Annotated in this window: 16 protein-coding genes; 7 read left to right on the top strand and 9 right to left on the bottom strand. The window is 74.1% G+C overall.

The window, feature by feature from the left end; genetic code table 11:
* Nucleotides 1-245: 245 nt before the first annotated feature.
* On the top strand, nucleotides 246-1,433 hold the full coding sequence (locus SM577_RS25500; protein ID WP_474581726.1) for an RNA ligase RtcB family protein: 1,188 nt from the start codon (nucleotides 246-248) through the stop codon (nucleotides 1,431-1,433).
* Nucleotides 1,430-2,038 (top strand): peptide chain release factor H, encoded by a 609-nt coding sequence (gene prfH, locus SM577_RS25495; RefSeq protein WP_302917260.1) that lies wholly within the window; start codon nucleotides 1,430-1,432, stop codon nucleotides 2,036-2,038. Before SM577_RS25500 ends, prfH begins: the two co-directional genes overlap by 4 nt.
* Before the next feature lie 18 nt (nucleotides 2,039-2,056).
* Here the strand turns inward: prfH and SM577_RS25490 are convergent, their stop codons facing one another.
* The 3 genes from SM577_RS25490 to SM577_RS25480 form a co-directional block, all read right to left on the bottom strand.
* A complete protein-coding gene (locus tag SM577_RS25490; protein WP_474588192.1) occupies nucleotides 2,057-3,280 on the bottom strand; it encodes a multidrug effflux MFS transporter in 1,224 nt (407 codons plus the stop codon).
* A 221-nt stretch (nucleotides 3,281-3,501) separates the two neighbouring features.
* Nucleotides 3,502-5,163: a glycoside hydrolase family 10-like protein gene (locus SM577_RS25485; RefSeq protein ID WP_474588158.1), complete on the bottom strand. Its 1,662-nt coding sequence runs from the start codon at nucleotides 5,161-5,163 to the stop codon at nucleotides 3,502-3,504.
* 103 nt (nucleotides 5,164-5,266) lie between these two features.
* On the bottom strand, nucleotides 5,267-6,157 hold the full coding sequence (locus SM577_RS25480) for a bile acid:sodium symporter family protein (RefSeq protein ID WP_474588157.1): 891 nt from the start codon (nucleotides 6,155-6,157) through the stop codon (nucleotides 5,267-5,269).
* Between the two features lie 158 nt (nucleotides 6,158-6,315).
* Between SM577_RS25480 and SM577_RS25475 the strand changes: the two genes are divergently transcribed.
* Complete coding sequence (locus SM577_RS25475; RefSeq protein ID WP_302917265.1) at nucleotides 6,316-7,656, top strand: glycoside hydrolase family 18 protein; 1,341 nt, start codon at nucleotides 6,316-6,318, stop codon at nucleotides 7,654-7,656.
* A gap of 177 nt (nucleotides 7,657-7,833) precedes the next feature.
* Here SM577_RS25475 and SM577_RS25470 read toward each other — a convergent pair whose 3' ends face one another.
* Together SM577_RS25470 and SM577_RS25465 are read right to left on the bottom strand one after the other, a co-directional pair.
* Nucleotides 7,834-8,229, bottom strand: coding sequence for an MmcQ/YjbR family DNA-binding protein (locus tag SM577_RS25470; RefSeq protein ID WP_302917266.1), 396 nt, complete (start codon nucleotides 8,227-8,229; stop codon nucleotides 7,834-7,836).
* 83 nt (nucleotides 8,230-8,312) lie between these two features.
* Nucleotides 8,313-8,747 carry a methyltransferase domain-containing protein gene (locus SM577_RS25465; RefSeq protein ID WP_474588156.1) on the bottom strand — a complete coding sequence of 145 codons (435 nt, stop codon included), beginning with the start codon at nucleotides 8,745-8,747 and terminating at the stop codon, nucleotides 8,313-8,315.
* Nucleotides 8,748-8,857: 110 nt separating this feature from the next.
* On the opposite strand from SM577_RS25465, the gene SM577_RS25460 reads away from it, so the two are divergent.
* A complete protein-coding gene (locus SM577_RS25460; protein ID WP_302917268.1) occupies nucleotides 8,858-10,195 on the top strand; it encodes a carbohydrate-binding protein in 1,338 nt (445 codons plus the stop codon).
* Nucleotides 10,196-10,276: 81 nt separating this feature from the next.
* Here the strand turns inward: SM577_RS25460 and SM577_RS25455 are convergent, their stop codons facing one another.
* Nucleotides 10,277-11,110 (bottom strand): NmrA family NAD(P)-binding protein, encoded by an 834-nt coding sequence (locus tag SM577_RS25455; protein WP_302917269.1) that lies wholly within the window; start codon nucleotides 11,108-11,110, stop codon nucleotides 10,277-10,279.
* Nucleotides 11,111-11,191: 81 nt separating this feature from the next.
* Between SM577_RS25455 and SM577_RS25450 the strand changes: the two genes are divergently transcribed.
* Nucleotides 11,192-12,172 carry an AraC family transcriptional regulator gene (locus tag SM577_RS25450; protein WP_474588155.1) on the top strand — a complete coding sequence of 327 codons (981 nt, stop codon included), beginning with the start codon at nucleotides 11,192-11,194 and terminating at the stop codon, nucleotides 12,170-12,172.
* An 18-nt stretch (nucleotides 12,173-12,190) separates the two neighbouring features.
* On the opposite strand, the gene SM577_RS25445 is transcribed toward SM577_RS25450, so the two are convergent.
* On the bottom strand, nucleotides 12,191-13,273 hold the full coding sequence (locus tag SM577_RS25445; protein WP_474588154.1) for a glycoside hydrolase family 19 protein: 1,083 nt from the start codon (nucleotides 13,271-13,273) through the stop codon (nucleotides 12,191-12,193).
* Nucleotides 13,274-13,510: 237 nt separating this feature from the next.
* Here SM577_RS25445 and SM577_RS25440 point away from each other — a divergent pair, with 237 nt between their 5' ends.
* On the top strand, nucleotides 13,511-14,551 hold the full coding sequence (locus tag SM577_RS25440; RefSeq protein ID WP_302917273.1) for a sodium:calcium antiporter: 1,041 nt from the start codon (nucleotides 13,511-13,513) through the stop codon (nucleotides 14,549-14,551).
* A 57-nt stretch (nucleotides 14,552-14,608) separates the two neighbouring features.
* On the opposite strand, the gene SM577_RS25435 is transcribed toward SM577_RS25440, so the two are convergent.
* A complete protein-coding gene (locus SM577_RS25435) occupies nucleotides 14,609-15,853 on the bottom strand; it encodes an FAD-binding oxidoreductase (protein WP_302917274.1) in 1,245 nt (414 codons plus the stop codon).
* Between the two features lie 79 nt (nucleotides 15,854-15,932).
* Between SM577_RS25435 and SM577_RS25430 the strand changes: the two genes are divergently transcribed.
* Entirely contained in the window at nucleotides 15,933-16,292 is a 360-nt protein-coding gene (locus tag SM577_RS25430; protein WP_474581718.1) for an STAS domain-containing protein, read from the top strand.
* On the opposite strand, the gene SM577_RS25425 is transcribed toward SM577_RS25430, so the two are convergent.
* A complete protein-coding gene (locus SM577_RS25425; RefSeq protein ID WP_474581717.1) occupies nucleotides 16,206-17,183 on the bottom strand; it encodes a sigma-70 family RNA polymerase sigma factor in 978 nt (325 codons plus the stop codon). The two genes, SM577_RS25430 and SM577_RS25425, sit on opposite strands and share 87 nt — an antisense overlap.
* Between the last annotated feature and the right edge of the window lie 110 nt (nucleotides 17,184-17,293).

Raw genomic sequence — 17,293 nt, 5'->3', positions numbered from 1 at the left:
GAATGAGTCAAGAAAGAATGTCGGACGCCACCCGGGACCCCGCCGGGGCCGCCCGCCGCGCGAGGTCAGCGGGCTGTGGCGGCGGGGCGTCCGTCCGCCGCCGAAAGTCGCTTGCCGCCGTACGGCCGGCTCCGGCAGGGTGACAGCCATGACGTTCTGACGGACCCACCCCGCCCGAGGCCGCCCGGCGCCGACCGGTGCCGCCTCCGTCCGTCCATCCCTCTCCCGTCGGGAAGTGAGCGTCCTTGTCCCAGCACCCCGTGCGGCAGGAGCCCCTGCCGCCGCCCGGCCCTGCCACCGTCACCGTCTTCGCCTCCCCCACGAGCTGGATCGAGTCCGCCGCGGTCGCCCAGTGCCACCAGGTGGCCGCCCTCGCCGGCATGATCCACGTCGCCGGCATGCCGGACCTGCACCCCGGCAAGGGCGCCCCGATCGGCGCCGCGATGACCTCGACGGTGCTGTATCCGTTCCTGGTGGGCTCCGACATCGGCTGCGGCATCGCCGTCTTCCCGATCGCGCTCAAGCGCGCCGTGCCCGAGCGGCTGGCCGCCCGGTTCCCCGACCTCGACCGGGCGCTCGACCCGGACCGGGACGCCGACGACCCGGCCTGGGCGGTCGTGCCGGGCGACCTGCCCGCCGGTCACGTCGAGGGGCTCGGGACGGTCGGCCGGGGTAACCACTTCGTCGAACTGGCCCGGATCGGCACCGTCTTCGAACCGGGCCACGCGAGCCGGCTCGGGCTCGACGCCGGCGACCTCGTGCTCGTCGTGCACAGCGGTTCCCGGGGGCTGGGCGAGCGCATCCTGCGGGCGCACACCGAGGTCCACGGCGCCGGCCCCGCCCCGGACCCCGCCACCTACCTGGCGGCGCACGACGACGCCGTACGGTGGGGCTCGCTCAACCGGCGGCTGCTGGCCGCCCGGGTGGCCCACGCCCTCGGCGCGGAGCCCACCGAGCCGGTCCTCGACCAGTGCCACAACCTGGTCGAGGTCCACGACGGGGTCTACCTGCACCGCAAGGGCGCGGCGCCGGGCGACGGGCGGGACGTGCTCGTCGCCGGCACCCGCGGCACCCCCTCCTACCTGGTGGTCACCCACGCCGGGCCGGAGGCGAACCACTCGGTGGCGCACGGCGCGGGGCGGAAGATGTCGCGCGCCGACGCCCTGCGCCGGGGCCGGGCCAAGCACACCGTCGAGGAGTTGCGCCGCACCCCGGTGGGGTCGCTGGTGGTCTGCGGTGACCGCCAACTGCTCTTCGAGGAGGCGCCCACCGCCTACAAGCGGATCGAGCGGGTGATCGGCGACCTCGCCGACCACGGCCTGGCCACGCCCGTGGCCACCACGGTTCCGCTGGTCACCTACAAGACCGCCGACGTCGGATCGGCAGCCCGGCCGAACCGCCGGGACGACCGTCGGCGGCGGGGCCGGCCGTGACCGTCCACCTGCTGATCTCCGCCGGACGCGGCCCGCGGGAGTGCGCCTGGGCGCTGGGTCGGCTGCTGCGCCGGCTGGAAGCCGACGCCACCCGGCACGGCCTGACCACCGGTCGACTCCGGACGGTGCCGGGCGACCGGCGCGACACCTACCGGTCGGTCCTGATCCGGATCGCCGGCGCCGGCGCGGAGCCGTTCGCCGCGTCGTGGACCGGAACCCTGTGCTGGCAGGCGCCGAGCCCGTACCGGCCGAGCGCCGGCCGGAAGAACTGGTACGTGATCGCCCACCCGTGCCCGCTCGACGCCCCGACCACGACGTTCACCGAAGCGGACGTCGACATCGTGGCCTGCCGCACCGGCGGCCCCGGCGGCCAGCACCGGAACAAGGTCAGCACGGCGGTGCGGGCGACCCACCGCCCGTCGGGCCAGGTCGTCGTGGTCGACACCGAACGGCGGTTCAGCCTCAACCGCCGGATCGCCGTCCAGTTGCTGCGGCAGCGCGTCGAGCGCGGTGACGAGGCGGCCCGGCAGGCGGTCACCGCCGCCCGCTGGCGGGTCCACGACGAACTCGTCCGCGGCAACCCCACCCGGGTCGAACGCCCGTGACCGCCGGCGCGCCGGTCGTCAGTGCGCCGCCACGACGATCGGCTCCGACCCCAGCTCGGCCAGCCGGGCCGGCCGGACCACCACGAGCAGCACCGCCGTCGCGGCGACCATGCCACCGGCCACCACCAGGGCCATCGCCACCGCGCCGGTGCCCAGCACGCCCACCAGCGGCGCGGCCAGCGCGCCGACGCCGAACTGCACGGCGCCGAGCAGCGCGGACGCGGTTCCGGCCGCCTCCCCGTGCCGGGACAACGCCAGGGCCGGCGCGTTCGGCATCGCCAGGCCCGCGGCGGCGAGCACCACCCAGAGCGACACCAGCAGGCTCGGCAGCCCGCCGAACCCGGTGGCGGCGACGGCGAGCAGCGCCAGCCCCGCCGCGGTCCCCACGCCCAGGGCCACGACGAGGATCCGCTGCGGCGGATAGCGGCGCAGCAGCCGTACGTTGAACTGGGTCGCCGCGATCAGCCCGACCGCCCCGGCGCCGAAGGCCAGGCCGAACTGCTGCTCGTCCAGCCCGTACTGCTCCTGGAGCACGAACGACGACCCGGCCACGTAGGCGAACAGGGCCGCCATGGCCAGTCCGGCGACCAGGACCAGGCCCACGAAGGTCCGGTCCCGCAGCAGCGAGCGGTAGACGGCGACCGTCGCGGCCACCCCGGCGGGCCGGCGCCGATCGGCCGGCAGCGTCTCCCGGAGGCCGAGGGCGGCGACCACGACGAGCAGCACCCCGAACGCCGCCAGGGCCACGAACACGCCGCGCCAGTCGGTCCAGCGCAGCAGCCCGCCGCCCAGGGTCGGCGCGAGGATCGGCGCGGCTCCCATCACCAGCAGCAGCCGGGAGAGCAGCCGGGCGAAGGCCGCGCCGCTGAACAGGTCGCGGACCACCGCCATGGCGACCACCGAGGCGGCCGCGACGCCGAGGCCCTGCACCACCCGCAGGACACCGAGCACGGTGACGTTCGGTGCGACGACGCAGAGCAGCGACGCCACGACGTGCAGCGCGATGCCGGCGATCAGCGGTTTGCGGCGGCCGACGGCGTCGGACAGCGGGCCGATCAGCAACTGGCCGAGGGCGAGGCCCGCCAGGGTGCCGGTGAGGGTCAGCTGGACCGCCGCCGACGTGGTGTGGAAGTCGGCGACGATCGCGGGCAGCGCCGGCAGGTACATGTCGATCGTCAACGGTCCGACCGCGATCAGCGACCCGAGCACGAGGACCAGCCGCAGGCGCTGCCGGGTGCTCATCAGGTCACCGGGCGTCGGCGGGGCCGCCTCCGGAACCTCGACGACGGCGCTCATCGGGTCGATTCCGGGCGGTCGGCGGGCAGTCGGGCGGGAAACAGCTCAGGAGTCACACCTGACTCCAAATCCGGATCCGATGATCTGATTCCCGGTCCGACCCGAGGTAACGCAGGTCACAGCGCGAGCGCCCGCCCCGAGCGGACCCTCCCGGTCCGGCCGCCGCGTCAGCCGGCGACCGCGGCCGGCGCGCTGAGCCCGCCCTCGTTCCCGCTGCGGTCCAGGCCGGACACGCAGTAGGTGAGCGGCCCCTGGGCCGGGGCGGTGCGGTCGACCCAGCCGGTGTCCCGGGTGGTGCCGACGAGCCGGGCGGCGTCGCCGTCCACCCGGTAGACGGCGAAGCTGGTCGCGCCGTCGCCGCGCCAGGCCAGCTCGACACCGCCGCCGTCCGCCCGCCGCGTCCCGGTGACCGTCGGGGCGGCCGGGGGCGCCGCCGGCAGCTGCGCCATCGTGGGCAGCAGCGCCGGGCCCGCGTAGTGCGCCGCGCGATAGCGGCTCACCGCCCCGAGCTTGTCGGCGCGCACCTGCTTGGCGCTGAAGTGCACGCTTCCGTGCACGCCGTGCCGGCGGTTGAGGGCGAGCTGGCGGTCCAGCTCGGCCGGGTCGCGCCAGGCGCCGCGCTCGCCCACCCGGTAGTCGGCCTGGCCGATGTAGAGCTGCACCCGGGTGCCCTTCACCGTGGCCGTCCACCACGGCAGCAGCTTGGCGTAGTCGGCCTTGTCGAACCCGATGTGCCAGTAGAGCTGCGGTACGACGTAGTCCAGCCACTGCTCGCGTACCCAGAGCCGGGTGTCGGCGTAGATGGCGTCGTAGCTCTGCAACCCGGCGGTGGCCGAGCCGGCGGGGTCGGTGCGCTTGTTGCGCCAGATGCCGAACGGGCTGATGCCGAACTTCACCCACGGCTTGATCGCCTTGATCCGCTCGCTCATCTCGCGGACCAGCGTGTTCACGTTGTGCCGGCGCCAGGCGTGCTTGTCCGGGAAGCCCCGGCCGTACCGGGCGAACGCCGCGTCGTCCGGGAAGTCCTGCCCGGCCTCCGGGTACGGGTAGAAGAAGTCATCGAAGTGCACCCCGTCGACGTCGTAGCGGCGGACCGCCTCCAGCATCGAGTCCTCGACGAACGCGCGCGCCTGCGGGATGCCCGGGTTGAAGTAGAGGCGGCTGCCGGGCCGGTCGGCGCTGGGATAGGTCACCACCCAGTCGCGGTGCCGCCGCAGCGGATGGGTCGGCGCCAACTGGTCCAGCCGGGGGCCGGGCCCGCCCACGGTGGCCGGCTGCCCGCCCCGGTACGGGTTGAACCAGGCGTGGAACTCCAGGTTGCGGGCGTGCGCCTCGGCGACCATGAACTCCATCGGGTCCCAGCCCGGGTCGCGGCCGTCGCGGCGGCCGGTCAGCCACTCCGACCAGGGCGCGTAGCTGGACGGCCAGAGCGCGTCCCCGCTCGGCCGCACGTGCACGAAGACCGCGTTGTGGTTGTTGCGCACGGCCAGGTCCAGCCAGGCCCGGAACTCGGCCTGCACGGTCGCGGTCGGCAGCCCGCGCCGGCTCGGCCAGTCGATGTTGTTCACCGTCGTGATCCACATGCCGCGCAGCTCGCGGGGCGCCCCGGCCGCCCGTCCCGCGCAGTCGCGGGCGCCGCCCGCCGGGTCCGGCGCCACGCCGACGACGGCGGCGTCACCGCGCGCCCGCGTACCGCCGTCGCCGTCGACCCGGTCCCGCAGCGACCAGGCGCCGGCCCCCACCGCCACAGCGAGCGCGACGGCCACCGCGACCGGCGTCCTGGTACGACGGCGGTGGGTGGCGGGAGCGGACGGGTCGGGGCCGGGCATCGCCCCAGTCTGCCCAGCCCGGACCGCCGGGTGAACAGCCGGGCCCATTACTTAACGATCAGCTAAGCCGCCGCCGGGCCGGAACGAGGCGCCCGCCGGCGCCTCAGGCGGTGGCGGATTCGGTCGACGGGGCGACGGACCGGCCGCGGGTCACCAGGTAGCCGAAGCCCGCCGCGGTGAAGAACATGACGATGCCGTAGACGGCCCCCGGGATCGCCATCTGCGTGCTGTCCAGCAGCGCCGGGCTGAGCGCGATCGTGATGGCCAGGGTGCTGTTGTGGATGCCGATCTCGAAGCCGGCCGCCGTCGCGGCCCGCCGGTCGACCCCGGCCAGCCGCGGCACGCCGTATCCGATCGCGAGGCTCAGCAGGTTGAACGCGAGCACGGCCAGGCCGACCGAGAAGAAGTAGTCGGCGATGTTGTCCCGTTCGCCGAGCACCGCGCCGGCGATCACCGCGACCAGCACGACGACGGACAGGATCCGGACCGGACGGTCCAGCCGCTCCGCGACCCGCGGCGCCCGGGCCCGGACCAGCATGCCGATCGCGACCGGGACGAGCACGATGGCGAAGACCTGGAGCACCTTGTCGAACTGGAGGCCGATGCTCCGCCCGTCGGCCAGGAAGTGCCCGGCGGCGAGGTTGACCACGATCGGCAGGGTGAACACGGCGAGCACCGAGTTGACGGCGGTCAGGGTGATGTTCAGGGCCACGTGCCCGCCGAACAGGTGACTGTAGAGGTTGGCGGTGGTGCCGCCGGGGGAGGCGGCCAGCAGCATCATCCCGACGGCCAGTTCCGGGGCCAGGTCGAAGGCGAGCACCAGCGCGAAGCAGAGCGCCGGCAGCAGCAGCACCTGGCACACCAGCGCGATGACGGCCGCCTTCGGGTGGTGGGCCACCCGCCGGAAGTCGTCGACGGTCAGCCCGAGACCCAGGCCGAGCATGATGATGCCGAGGGCGATGGGCAGTCCGATCAGGGTCAGGGCCGAGTCCATGACACGACATGGTCACCGCCCGGTAACACGCTCACAATCCCCCGTGCGGCCGGCCGCGGGCGACCTCAGGGCTCTTGACCGCCGGCGACGATCCGCTTAGCTTCATCGATCAGAAAGGTGTCTTAACTAATTCAGCCGCGTCCCTCCCGGGAGTGCCGATGCGACCATTCCGCCACCGCCGTCTCACCGCCCTCGCCGCCCTGGCGACCGTGCTGGTCGCCGCCGCCCCGCCGACCGCGGCGAGCGCGGGTGACGGCGGGAAGCGCCCCGGGTACCACCGGGTCGGCTACTTCACCCAGTGGGGCATCTACGGCCGGGCCTTCCCGGTCAAGAAGCTCGACACCTCCGGGGCGGCCAGCCGGCTCACCCACGTCAACTACGCCTTCGGCAACGTCAGCGAGGACGGTCGCTGCTATGTGGACGGCGGGCCGGGCGAGGGCGACGCCTGGGCCGACTACCAGCGTCCGGTCCCGGCGGAGGAGAGCGTCGACGGCGTCGCCGACGCCTGGGGCGAACCGCTCAACGGCAACTTCGGCCAGTTGGCCAAGCTGAAGGCCCGGCACCCCGACCTGAAGGTGATGATCTCACTGGGCGGCTGGAGCTGGTCGACGTACTTCTCGAACGCCGCCCGCACCGACGCCTCCCGCAAGGCGTTCGTCGCCTCCTGCATCGACCTCTACCTCAAGGGCAACCTGCCGATCCTCGACGGCGGCAGCGGCGGCCCCGGATCCGCCGCCGGGGTGTTCGACGGCATCGACCTGGACTGGGAGTGGCCGAACTGGCCGGGCGAGCCGGGCAACGTGGTCCGCCCGGAGGACCGGGAGAACTTCACCAAGCTGCTCGCCGAGTTCCGCCGGCAGCTCGACGCGTACGGCCGGCAGACCCGCAAGCACTACCCGCTGACCGCCTTCCTGCCGGCCAACCCGGCCGCCATGGACGCCGGATTCGAGGGCCGCAAGATCTTCCGGTACCTGGACTTCGCCACCGTGCAGGGCTACGACTTCCACGGCACCTGGGAGCGGGTGACCAACCAGCAGTCGGCGCTGCGGGTGCCGGCGGGTGCGCCGGACAACCCGGACTTCTCCGTGGAGGTGGCGATCGACGGCTGGATCGCCCGCGGCGCCCCGCGCGGCAAGCTGGTCCTCGGCATCCCGTACTACGGCCAGGGCTGGACCGGCGTCACCGGCGGGGGCAACGGCCTGTTCCAGCCCGCCGCCGGGCCCGCGCCGGCCACCCACGCCCCCGGGTTCGAGGACTACAAGCAGCTCAAGACCCTGCCCGGCAAGGGCTACACCGTCCACCGCGACCTGCGCGCCGGGCACGCCTGGCTGTTCGACGGTACGACCTTCTGGACGTACGACGATCCGGCGGTGGTGCTGCAGAAGACGCTGTACATCCGGCGGGCCGGGCTGGGCGGAGCGATGGTCTGGTCGCTGGACGGCGACGACGACAACGCCACGCTGACCAAGACGATCGGCCTGGGGCTCGGGACGCGGTAGCCGCACCCGGTCCACCCGGCGATCCCCCACCGGCCCGCCGCCGCACCGCCCGGCGGGCCGGTGGCGTCCGGCGGAGTCGCCCCGGCGACCTGCCGGGACCGCTCGGGCCGGGGCCGCTCGGGCCGGGGCCGCTCGGACCCAGGTCGCTCGGGCCGGGACCGCTCGGGCCGGGGGCGTTCAGGCCGGGGTCGGGCTGGACGGGTCGGCGTGGTCGTCGAGGTCGGCGCGGAGCGCGTCCGGTGCGCGCATCCGCCACGCGTCGGTGACGAGTTCGTGCAGGCGTGCCACGCTCACCTCGGCGAGCCGCACCATGACCAGCGGCAACCCGTCGTAGGCGGGCGTGGTGAAGAACAGCTCCGGCTCGCCGAGCAGGAGGGCCTGCTTCTCCGCCTCGTCGCCGACGTACAGCACCGCGATGTCGGTCCGGATGACCCGCGGCCGGCCCGGCCGGCGCTCCGGATAGGACCAGACGAAGCCCTTGTCGGCCACCCGGAAGTCGAAACCCTCGCTGTCGATCTCGACCACGTGCGGCAGGGCGAGGGCCAGGCGGCGGACGTCGTCCGCGTCAGCCATGGACGTCGCCGCCGGATGTCGCAACCCGCATGGGCACAGGTTAACCGCCGCGCCGGCCGGGCCCATCCCGCGTCCCCGGCGGCTCAGGGTCGCGGGATCTCCAGCGCGCGAAGCGGGTCGCCGCCGTCGACGAAGAGCCGGGCGTCCGCGGTGGTCGCCATCGCGATCCGTCGCAACGCCCGCCGGCCCGCCTCGGGGTGCCGCCCGTCGAGCGCGCCGACCCGGACGGCGAACACCAGGTCGTACGGCTCCTCGTCCCGGCCCAGCACGAGGTCCTCCGCCGCGACCTGGCGGACGCTCATCCGGCCCGAGCGGATCTCGGCCGCCGCCGCGGCCCGGGCCTGCGCGACGGCGCTGGCGGACCTGTCGACGGCCAGGATGTGGCCGGTGGCGAGGCGGGCGGCGACCGCTCGGGCCGCCGCGCCCGGACCGCAGCCGATCTCGAGGACCCGGGAGTCCGGCCGGATCGGCAGCGCGGCCACGATCGCGGCCAGACGGGGCGACAGACGTGCCGGCACGAGCGTCAGGATAACGACCCGCACGCGGGTGAAACCCCGCCGAGCACGCCGCCTCTTACTTTTAACAAAGTTAATTGATAGCCTCCGGTTCATCGACGAGGAGGAATGTCATGGGACTTCGACGGACGATGCCCGCCGTACTGGCCGGCGTGGCACTGGTCGCCGCGCTCGCGGCACTGCCGAGAGTGGACGGCTTCGCCGCGACCACGACGGGCCAGCACGACACGCTGGCCGCCTGCACGGCGCCGGCCTGGGCGGAGGGCACCACCTACCCCGCCGGTAGCCGGGTCAGCTACGCGGGCCGGTCGTACCAGGCGCTGGTGACCCACACCCCACCACCGGGCGCCGGCTGGAACCCGGCCGCCACCCCCTCGCTGTGGACCGATCTCGGCGCCTGCGACGGCGCGCCGTCGCCCACGCCCACCGGCACGTCCTCGCCCTCCCCCACCCCGACGCCCACGCCCACCGGGACGAGCACCCCACCCGGCCCGGAGACCTGCGCGGGCAAGCCGAAGCCGGCCGGCAAGGTGCTCCAGGGCTACTGGGAGAACTGGGACGGAGCCGCTAACGGCGTCCACCCGCCGCTGGGCTGGATCCCGATCACCGACCCGCGCATCCCCGCGCACGGCTACAACGTGATCAACGCGGCGTTCCCGGTGATCCGCGCCGACGGCACGGTGCTCTGGGAGGACGGCATGGACGCCACGGTCCGGGTGCCGACCCCCGCCGAGATGTGCCGGGCCAAGGCCGCCGGGCTGACCATCCTGATGTCGATCGGCGGCGCCACCGCCGGGATCGATCTCAGCTCGTCCGCCGTCGCCGACCGGTTCGTCGCGACCATCGTGCCGATCCTCAAGCGCTACAACTTCGACGGCATCGACATCGACATCGAGACCGGGCTCACCGGCAGCGGGAACATCGCCCAGCTCTCGGCGTCGCAGGCGAACCTGATCCGGATCATCGACGGGGTGCTGGCGCAGATGCCGCCGACCTTCGGCCTCACCATGGCGCCGGAGACCGCGTACGTCACCGGCGGCAGCGTCACCTACGGGTCGATCTGGGGCGCGTACCTGCCGATCATCAAGCGGTACGCCGACAACGGGCGGCTCTGGTGGCTGAACATGCAGTACTACAACGGCAGCATGTACGGCTGCTCCGGTGACTCCTACCCGGCCGGCACCGTGCAGGGGTTCACCGTCCAGACCGACTGCCTCAACGCCGGCCTGGTCATCCAGGGCACCACCATCCGCGTCCCGTACGACAAGCAGGTCCCCGGCCTGCCGGCGCAACCCGGCGCCGGCGGCGGCCACATGGCCCCGGCGACCGTCGCCCAGGCGTGGAACACCTACCGCGGCGGCCTGAAGGGGCTGATGACCTGGTCGCTGAACTGGGACGGGTCGAAGGGCTGGACGTTCGGCGACAACGTCAAGGCGCTCCAGGGCCGCTGAGCCGAGCGTGCGGAGGCCAGGGCTCCCGGGGGAGCCCTGGCCTCCGCCGCACCGCCCGGGCGGTCGGCGACGGGCGCCGGCTCAGCGCCACGCCCCCGCCGCCACCGCCGCGGCGACGTAGGACTCGAAGTCCGTCGGCTCCCGGTCCAGCACCTGCCGGACGCCGTCCACCGGCTCGGCCAGGAGCCCTTCCCGGGTGACCTCGAACAGCGAGGTGTACAGCCCGACCCACGGGTCCTCGACGCCGTCGGCTCGCAGCTCCGCCTCGTACTGCTCCGGTGTCAGTTCCACGAAGCGCATCCGCCGGCCACTGGCGCGCGCGATGATGTCGACCGCCTCGGCGTAGCCGAGCGCGCGCGGGCCGGACAGCTCGTACGTCCGGCCGGCGTGCCCGTCCTCGGTCAGCAGCGCGACCGCGACCTCCGCGAGGTCGTCGGCGTCGACGAAGGGCTCCGGAACGCCGCCCGTCGGCAGCGCCAACCGCCCGGCCAGCAACGGCGCGTGGTAGAGGTCCTCGCTGAAGTTCTGGGCGAAGTTGTTCGCCCGCATGATCGCCCACTCGGCGCCGGAGTCGCGCACCGCCCGCTCCGCGGCGATCATGCTCTGGTCGGCACCCGCACGCTGCGCCCACACGTCCACGCCGCGCCCGGAGAGGACCACGAACCGTTCGACCCCGGCCGCCGTCGCGGTCTTGACGAACTCCGCGGCCAGGTCGGGCTCCTCCGGCGCCACCAGGTACGCCGCGCGCACGTCGCGCAGCACGGCGGGCCAGGTCGCGCGGTCGTTCCAGTCGAAGTGCGTCTCCGCTGAGCGGGACGCGGCGCGGGTCGGGACGCCGCGCGACCTGAGCGCCCGCACCACCCGACGTCCGGTCTTGCCGGTGCTTCCCAATACCAGGGTCGTTCCTGCGGTCATGGGTCCAGTCAACCGAGCGCCGTCCGGGCGGACCATACGTCAGCGGCTCCGGCGCATGTCCGTCCGGCTACCGTGAAACCCGTGGATGTACTGGGAGACCTGTTGCGCGGGGTACGCAGCGACGGCGCGGTACTGGGCGAGACGTCGTTGGCCGCCCCGTGGTCGCTCCGGTTCGCCGACGGAGCCGATCTGACGCTGTGCGTGATGACCCGCGGCTCGGGGTGGATCGTGCCCACCGACGGCGAACCGCGGCAGCTGCGGACCGGCGACATCGCGGTGGTTCGCGGGCCGGAGCCGTTCCTGTTCGCCGACGGCCCGACCCCGCGTGGCGTACCGATCGACGTCCGCTGCCTGGATCGGGCGGCGTGCGCCGCGGTCCGGCCCGAGATCTGCGCGGGCGACGGCGCCACCGCGCTGGCGGTCGGCGTGTACCGGAACGACCGGGACACCGGACGCCGGCTGCTCGGCGCGCTGCCGCCGGTGCTCGTCGTGCCGGCGACCTGCGACGACAGCCTGCTGCGCCTGATCAGCGCGGAGATCGCCGAGGACCGCGCCGGGCAGACCGTCGTGCTGGACCGGCTGCTCGACTGGCTGCTGGTGTGCACCCTGCGGGCCTGGTTCGACGGTCCGGACGCCGCGCCGCCCGCCTGGTACCGCGCGCTCGCCGACCCGGTCGTCGGCCCGGCGCTGCGCGCGATGCACGAGGCACCGGCCCGGCCGTGGACGACGGCAGCGCTGGCGGCGCACACCTCGGTGTCCCGCGCGGCGCTCGGCAAGCGGTTCACGGCGCTGGTCGGCGAGCCGCCGCTGACCTACCTGACCTCGTGGCGGATGGCGCTGGCGGCGGAACTGCTGGCCGACGGCGGCATGACGCTGGCCGCGGTGGCCCGCCGGATCGGCTACGCCAGCGAGTTCGCCTTCAGCGCCGCCTTCAAGCGGGTCCGCGGCATCAGCCCCAGCCAGCACCGCCGGCTCGCCCGCGGCGTCGACCGCGCGGCGGCGTCCGCCCCCACCGGCGCCGCCCACGCACCGGGCCTCGTCGCCCTCGACGCGCGAGGGTGACGAGGCCCGGTCCGGGGGTCAGCAGTACAGGTTGGCTCCGGCCGGCACCCCGAGGATGCCGACGAACTGCTGGTACCGGGTGACCCGGCTCTGCACCTGGGCGGGGTTGCCGCCGTTGCACTCGATCGAGCCGTTGATGCTCCGGATGGTCTCGCCGAACCCGGCGCCGTTGACCATCGCGTGGTGGGCGGTCATGGTGCCCGGCCCGTTCTGGGTCATCCAGTACCAGATGGCGGTCTTCCAGGCCACCGCGGCGTCGTTCTGCACCAGCCAGGGGTTGGTCAGCAGGGGCAGCCCGAGGGCGTTGCCGGCCGCGTTGTAGTTAAAGTTCCAGCTCAGCTGGATCGGCCCGCGCCCGTAGTAGGCGGCCTGCCCGGCCGGGCAGCCGTACGGCTGGCTGCTGTCGCAGTAGTGCGGGTAGTTGGCGGTGTTCTGCTCCACGATGTGGACGAGCCCGCCGGTCTCGTGGTGCACGTTCGCCAGGAACGCCGCGGCCTCCTGGCGCTGGACGGTGGCGCTGCCGGTCTTCGTGAACGCCGGGTAGGCGCTGAGCGCGGCGACGAGCCCGGAGTACGTGTAGAAGGAGTTGCGGCTCGGGAACATCTGGTTGAACTGCGCCTCGGTGACCACGAAGCCGCCGGGGTTGGTGGGCGGCGGGCTGCTGGTGGGCGGCGTGCCGCTACAGCTGTAGGGGTTCCAGTACCAGGTGCTGATGGTGGGGTCGTAGCCCGGGTTGTCGTGCTCGGCGATGTAGTACAGGCCGTTGGTGTACCGCACGATGGCGCCGGCGGCGTACCGGGTGCCGGCCACCCAGTTCGGGTGGCTGCAGCTTCCCGTGGGCGGCGGCGTGCTGCCGCCGCCGCAGGCGCCCAGATCCTGCCAGACGCCGGTGGTGCCCGGCGGGGCCTCGTTCTGGGTCCACCACCTGGCCTGGTAGTTGCGACCGCTGTGGGAGACCTGGGCGCCGCCCGTGTAGACGGCCGAGGACTGCCAGGGGGTCGCACAGGCGGCGGCCGACGCGGCGGTCGACGGGATGATCGCCACCAGTCCGCCGGCGACGGCTAGCGCCGCGAGCGCGACCAGTGCGCGCAGTCTCGACATCTGACCACTCCTTCCGGGGAGACGGGCCGATGGCCGTAACCCATCGACGGGAGTGACTCTAACACCTTCTGTTCACAAACCTTACTATTGTTGCCCCGGGGAGCCACGTAGCGTCGACCGAGGACCCACGCCACCACGGCCGATCCGGGCGCCGGCGTCGCGGCGGCCGGCGCCGGCCGGGCGACCCCGGGTGGGATACGGGGGCATCACCGGCGCGGTTCGGGGAACCACCGGCCGGTGCCGGACGTGACCGCTCTGCCCTGGCCCCTGCCCTGGAGTGCCGCCGTGTTCGTCCTGGCCGGGGTCGTCACCGTCGCGGGCAGCATCCGCCTGGCCAGCCTCGGCGACGCCCTGGCCGACCGGACCGGCTGGGGCGAGGCCCTGTTCGGCGTGGCGTTCTTCGGCCTCGTCACCGGCCTGTCCGGCATCATCATGACCATCGTCGCCGCCGCCAGCGGAGAGGCCAGCCTGGGCTACGGCAACGCCGTCGGGGGCATCGCCGCGCAGACCACGGCGGTGGCCGTCGCCGACGCCTTCCATCGGCGCGCCAACCTCGAACACGCGGCGGCGTCGCTGTCGAACCTGCTCTCGGGTTGCCTGCTCATCGCGCTGCTCGCGCTCGCCCTGCTGGCCAGCTACGTGCCGGAGACCACCATCGTCGGCGTCGACCCGATGTCCGTCGTCCTCGTCGCCACCTACGTCGGCGGGCTGGTCCTCATCCGCCGGGCCGGGGCGCAACCGATGTGGCAGGCGATCGCCACCGCCGAGACCCGACCCGACGTCCCGCACAACGAGAGTCCCCTCAACCGCCGTCCGCCGGGCTGGCTGTGGAGCCGCTTCGCCCTGGTCGGGCTGGTGGTCGCCGCCGGCGGCTGGCTGGTGGCGCTGGCCGCCGAGAGCATCGTCGACCTCACCGGCCTCACCGCCGGGTTCGTCGGGGCGGTGCTCATGGGCATCGTCAACGCGCTGCCGGAGACGGTCACCGCCATCGCCGCCGTCCGCCGGGGCGCGGTGACCCTCGCCATCGCCGCCGTCCTCGGCGGCAACATCCTGGACGTGCTCACCCTGGTCGCCGGCGACCTGGCCTACGGGCAGGGATCGATCTACCACAGCGCCGGCGATCCCGAACTGCTCGCCACGACCACCAGTCTCTTCATGACCGCCACGCTGCTCGGTGGGCTGCTCATCCGCCAGACCTGCGGATGGGGCCGGCTCGGCTTCGAGGGGGTCCTGCTGCTGGTGAGCTACGCCGCCATGACCGTCGTCCTCGCGCTCTGAGGGCGGGCCGGCGGTCGCGTCCCGACCACGCCGAGCGGTACCGGACGGGGTGCGCGGCTAGGCGGCGACCAGTGCGGCGGGCGGGACGGCGAGGCCGGCGGCGAAGACGTTCTCCGGGTCGTAGGTGCCCTTGATCCGGCGCAGCGCCGCCCAGTTCGCGGCGGTGAAGGCCGACGGCAGCCGGGCCGGGTCGTGGAGGAAGTTGAGGAAGCCGCTGCCCAGCCCGCAGCGGCTCAGCGCCGCCGCGGTCCGCGGCGACGCCACGCTGTCGAGGACCACCGACAACGGCGCGTCCCGGTGGGCGGCGGCACCGGAGCCGGCGGCGATGCGGCCGCCCCAGTGGCGGATCTCGACGGTGGTGTCCGGCTCGTCGACGAGCGCGGCGACGAGGTCGTCGTCGAGCGCGCGGACCTGGTCGAAGGTGCGCGCGAAGGTGCCGCCCATCGCCGCCCGGGCGAAGTCGACCACCCGCATGCCGTCGTCGACGACCGGCCCGGCCACCCGGCGCAGCGGTTCCAGCAGCGCCCGGCCCCGGTCGGCGTCACCGGCGTACATGGCCTTCACCACCAGCGAGCCGTCGCGGGTGAGGAGCACCGCGGTGCTGAGCGCGTCCGGCACCCGCTCGATCCACCGCCGGTAGTAGGCGAGCGTCTCGGCGGCCCGGTCCCGGCCGAAGGTGAGCGCGCCGGCGTACACCCGGGTGACCGGGTAGAGGCGGAACTCGAGCGCGGTGACCACGCCGAACGAGCCGCCACCGCCACACAGCGCCCAGAACAGGTCCGGGTCGCGGTCGGCGCTGACCGTCCGCGGCGTGCCGTCGGCCGTGACGACCTGGGCGCGCAGCACGCTGTCGGCCGCCAGGCCGTGCGCGCGGGCCAGCCAGCCGAGGCCGCCGCCGAGGGTGTAGCCGGTCACCCCCACGTCGGGCGAGGAGCCCGACAGCGGCGCGAGCCCGAACGGCGCGGCCGCCGCCAGCACGTCGCGCCACCGGGCCCCGGGACCGACGCGGGCGACCCGGCGGTCCGGGTCGACCACGACCGAGGTCATCGCGCCGGTGTTGAGCAGCAGCGCGCCGTCGTGCGCCACGTGCGTCCCGTGACCGGTGGCCTGGACGGCGAACGGCAGGCCGTGGGTACGGGCGGCCAGCACCGCCCGGCGGACGTCGGCGGCGCCGGCGGCCCGCACCACGACGGCCGGCCGCGGGTCGAGCGCCGGATTGAGGGCCTTGCGATGGTGGTCGTAGCCCTCGTCGCCGGGGAGGAGGACGTGGCCGTCGATGCGGAGTGTCTGCTGAATCGTCATGCCCGTCAGACCCCGGGCTGGTCCCGAACTCATCGACGCGGCAGCGATGACTTTCCCGGTGCCCGGCGGTCCTACCCGGATGACCACCTCCACGATCCGCTTCGCCGTCGGTGCCACGGTGACCCGCGCGGACCTGCCCGTCCTCTGCACCGACCTGGCCGACGAGCTGCGCGGGCGTGAGCGTGGCGTGGTGGTCTGCGACGTGACGGGCCTGGCCGGCCCCGACCTGGTAGCGATCGAGGCGCTGGCCCGGCTGCGGCTGACCGCGCGACGGCACGGTTGGCGGCTCGTGGTCAGCGGCGCCGGCCCCGGCCTGCGCGAGCTCGCCGGCCTGCTCGGCCTGAGCGACGTGCTATTCGAGCCGGTCGGGCAGGCCGAACAGCGGGAACAGGCGGGCGGTGTCGAGGAAGTTGTTGACCGCGGCGATCCGGCCGGCTGACAACTCGAGCACGATCAGCGCCCAGGGGTCGTGCCCCGCGCCGTCGAGGCTGGGCCGGTACTGCCCGAACGCCGGCATGCCGTTGGCCACCACCGGCACCAGGCGGGACCCGCGGCAGCCGCACCCGGTGCCGGCCATCCAGGCGAGGATGTCGGCGTGGCCGCGCAGCCACAGCGGCAGCGGCGGCATCGACAGCGTCGCGTCCTCGTGCAGCAGCGTGGTGAGGGCTTCCAGGTCGTAGGCCTCGAAGGCGCGCACGTACCGGGCGAGCAGCGCCCGCTGCTCGTCGTCCATCGGCCGGTAGACCTCGGCGGTGACGTCGGCGGCCGCGAGCGTGGCCCGGGCCCGTTGCAGGGCGCTGTTGACACTCGCCACCGAGGTGTCGAGCAGGGTGGCCACCTCCTGGGCCGACCAGGCCAGCACCTCGCGCAGGATCAGCACGGCCCGCTGCCGCGGCGGCAGGTGCTGCAACGCCGCGACGAACGCCAACCGGACCGACTCGCGCCCGGCGACCACCTCGGCCGGGTCGCTGCCCTCCGGCAGGACCCGACTGTCCGGCACCGGGCCCACCCAGATCTCCTCGGGGCGCGGCTCCCCGGGATGGGTGGCGTCGCCGGACCCGGCGGGGCCGAGATCCATCGGCCGGACCCGGCGCTGGGCGCTGGAGAGCATGTTCAGGCAGACGTTCGTCGCGATGCGGTACAGCCAGGTGCGCAGGGCCGCCCGCCCCTCGAAGCGGTCGAAACCGCGCCAGGCCCGCACGAACGTGTCCTGCACGGCATCCTCGGCCTCGAAGGCGGAGCCCAGCATCCGGTAGCAGTAGCCGGTCAGCTCCGACCGGTACGCCTCCAGGTGCGACTCGATCGGTGCGCTCGTCGCCACATCACCCACTCCGACAACGTAGCCGCCCGGTGGAAAATTCGTCGCCCCCGCGCCGATGAGTCCGTGCTCCCCGCCCGGTCTACCGGTTGTCAGCACACGACACCAGACGAGGAGCACGT

The organism is Micromonospora desertarenae (genome assembly GCF_056150265.1).
This window is presented reverse-complemented; position numbering and strand designations above follow the sequence as displayed.

What these genes read in the sequence shown, in the direction of transcription:
- SM577_RS25490 (WP_474588192.1), bottom strand. Translation starts at nt 3,280, where the DNA reads ATGAGCACCCGGCAGCGCCTGCGGCTGGTCCTCGTGCTCGGGTCGCTG.
- SM577_RS25485 (WP_474588158.1), bottom strand. Translation starts at nt 5,163, where the DNA reads ATGCCCGGCCCCGACCCGTCCGCTCCCGCCACCCACCGCCGTCGTACC.
- SM577_RS25480 (WP_474588157.1), bottom strand. Translation starts at nt 6,157, where the DNA reads ATGGACTCGGCCCTGACCCTGATCGGACTGCCCATCGCCCTCGGCATC.
- SM577_RS25475 (WP_302917265.1), top strand. Translation starts at nt 6,316, where the DNA reads ATGCGACCATTCCGCCACCGCCGTCTCACCGCCCTCGCCGCCCTGGCG.
- SM577_RS25470 (WP_302917266.1), bottom strand. Translation starts at nt 8,229, where the DNA reads ATGGCTGACGCGGACGACGTCCGCCGCCTGGCCCTCGCCCTGCCGCAC.
- SM577_RS25460 (WP_302917268.1), top strand. Translation starts at nt 8,858, where the DNA reads ATGGGACTTCGACGGACGATGCCCGCCGTACTGGCCGGCGTGGCACTG.
- SM577_RS25455 (WP_302917269.1), bottom strand. Translation starts at nt 11,110, where the DNA reads ATGACCGCAGGAACGACCCTGGTATTGGGAAGCACCGGCAAGACCGGA.
- SM577_RS25445 (WP_474588154.1), bottom strand. Translation starts at nt 13,273, where the DNA reads ATGTCGAGACTGCGCGCACTGGTCGCGCTCGCGGCGCTAGCCGTCGCC.
- SM577_RS25435 (WP_302917274.1), bottom strand. Translation starts at nt 15,853, where the DNA reads ATGACGATTCAGCAGACACTCCGCATCGACGGCCACGTCCTCCTCCCC.
- SM577_RS25430 (WP_474581718.1), top strand. Translation starts at nt 15,933, where the DNA reads ATGACCACCTCCACGATCCGCTTCGCCGTCGGTGCCACGGTGACCCGC.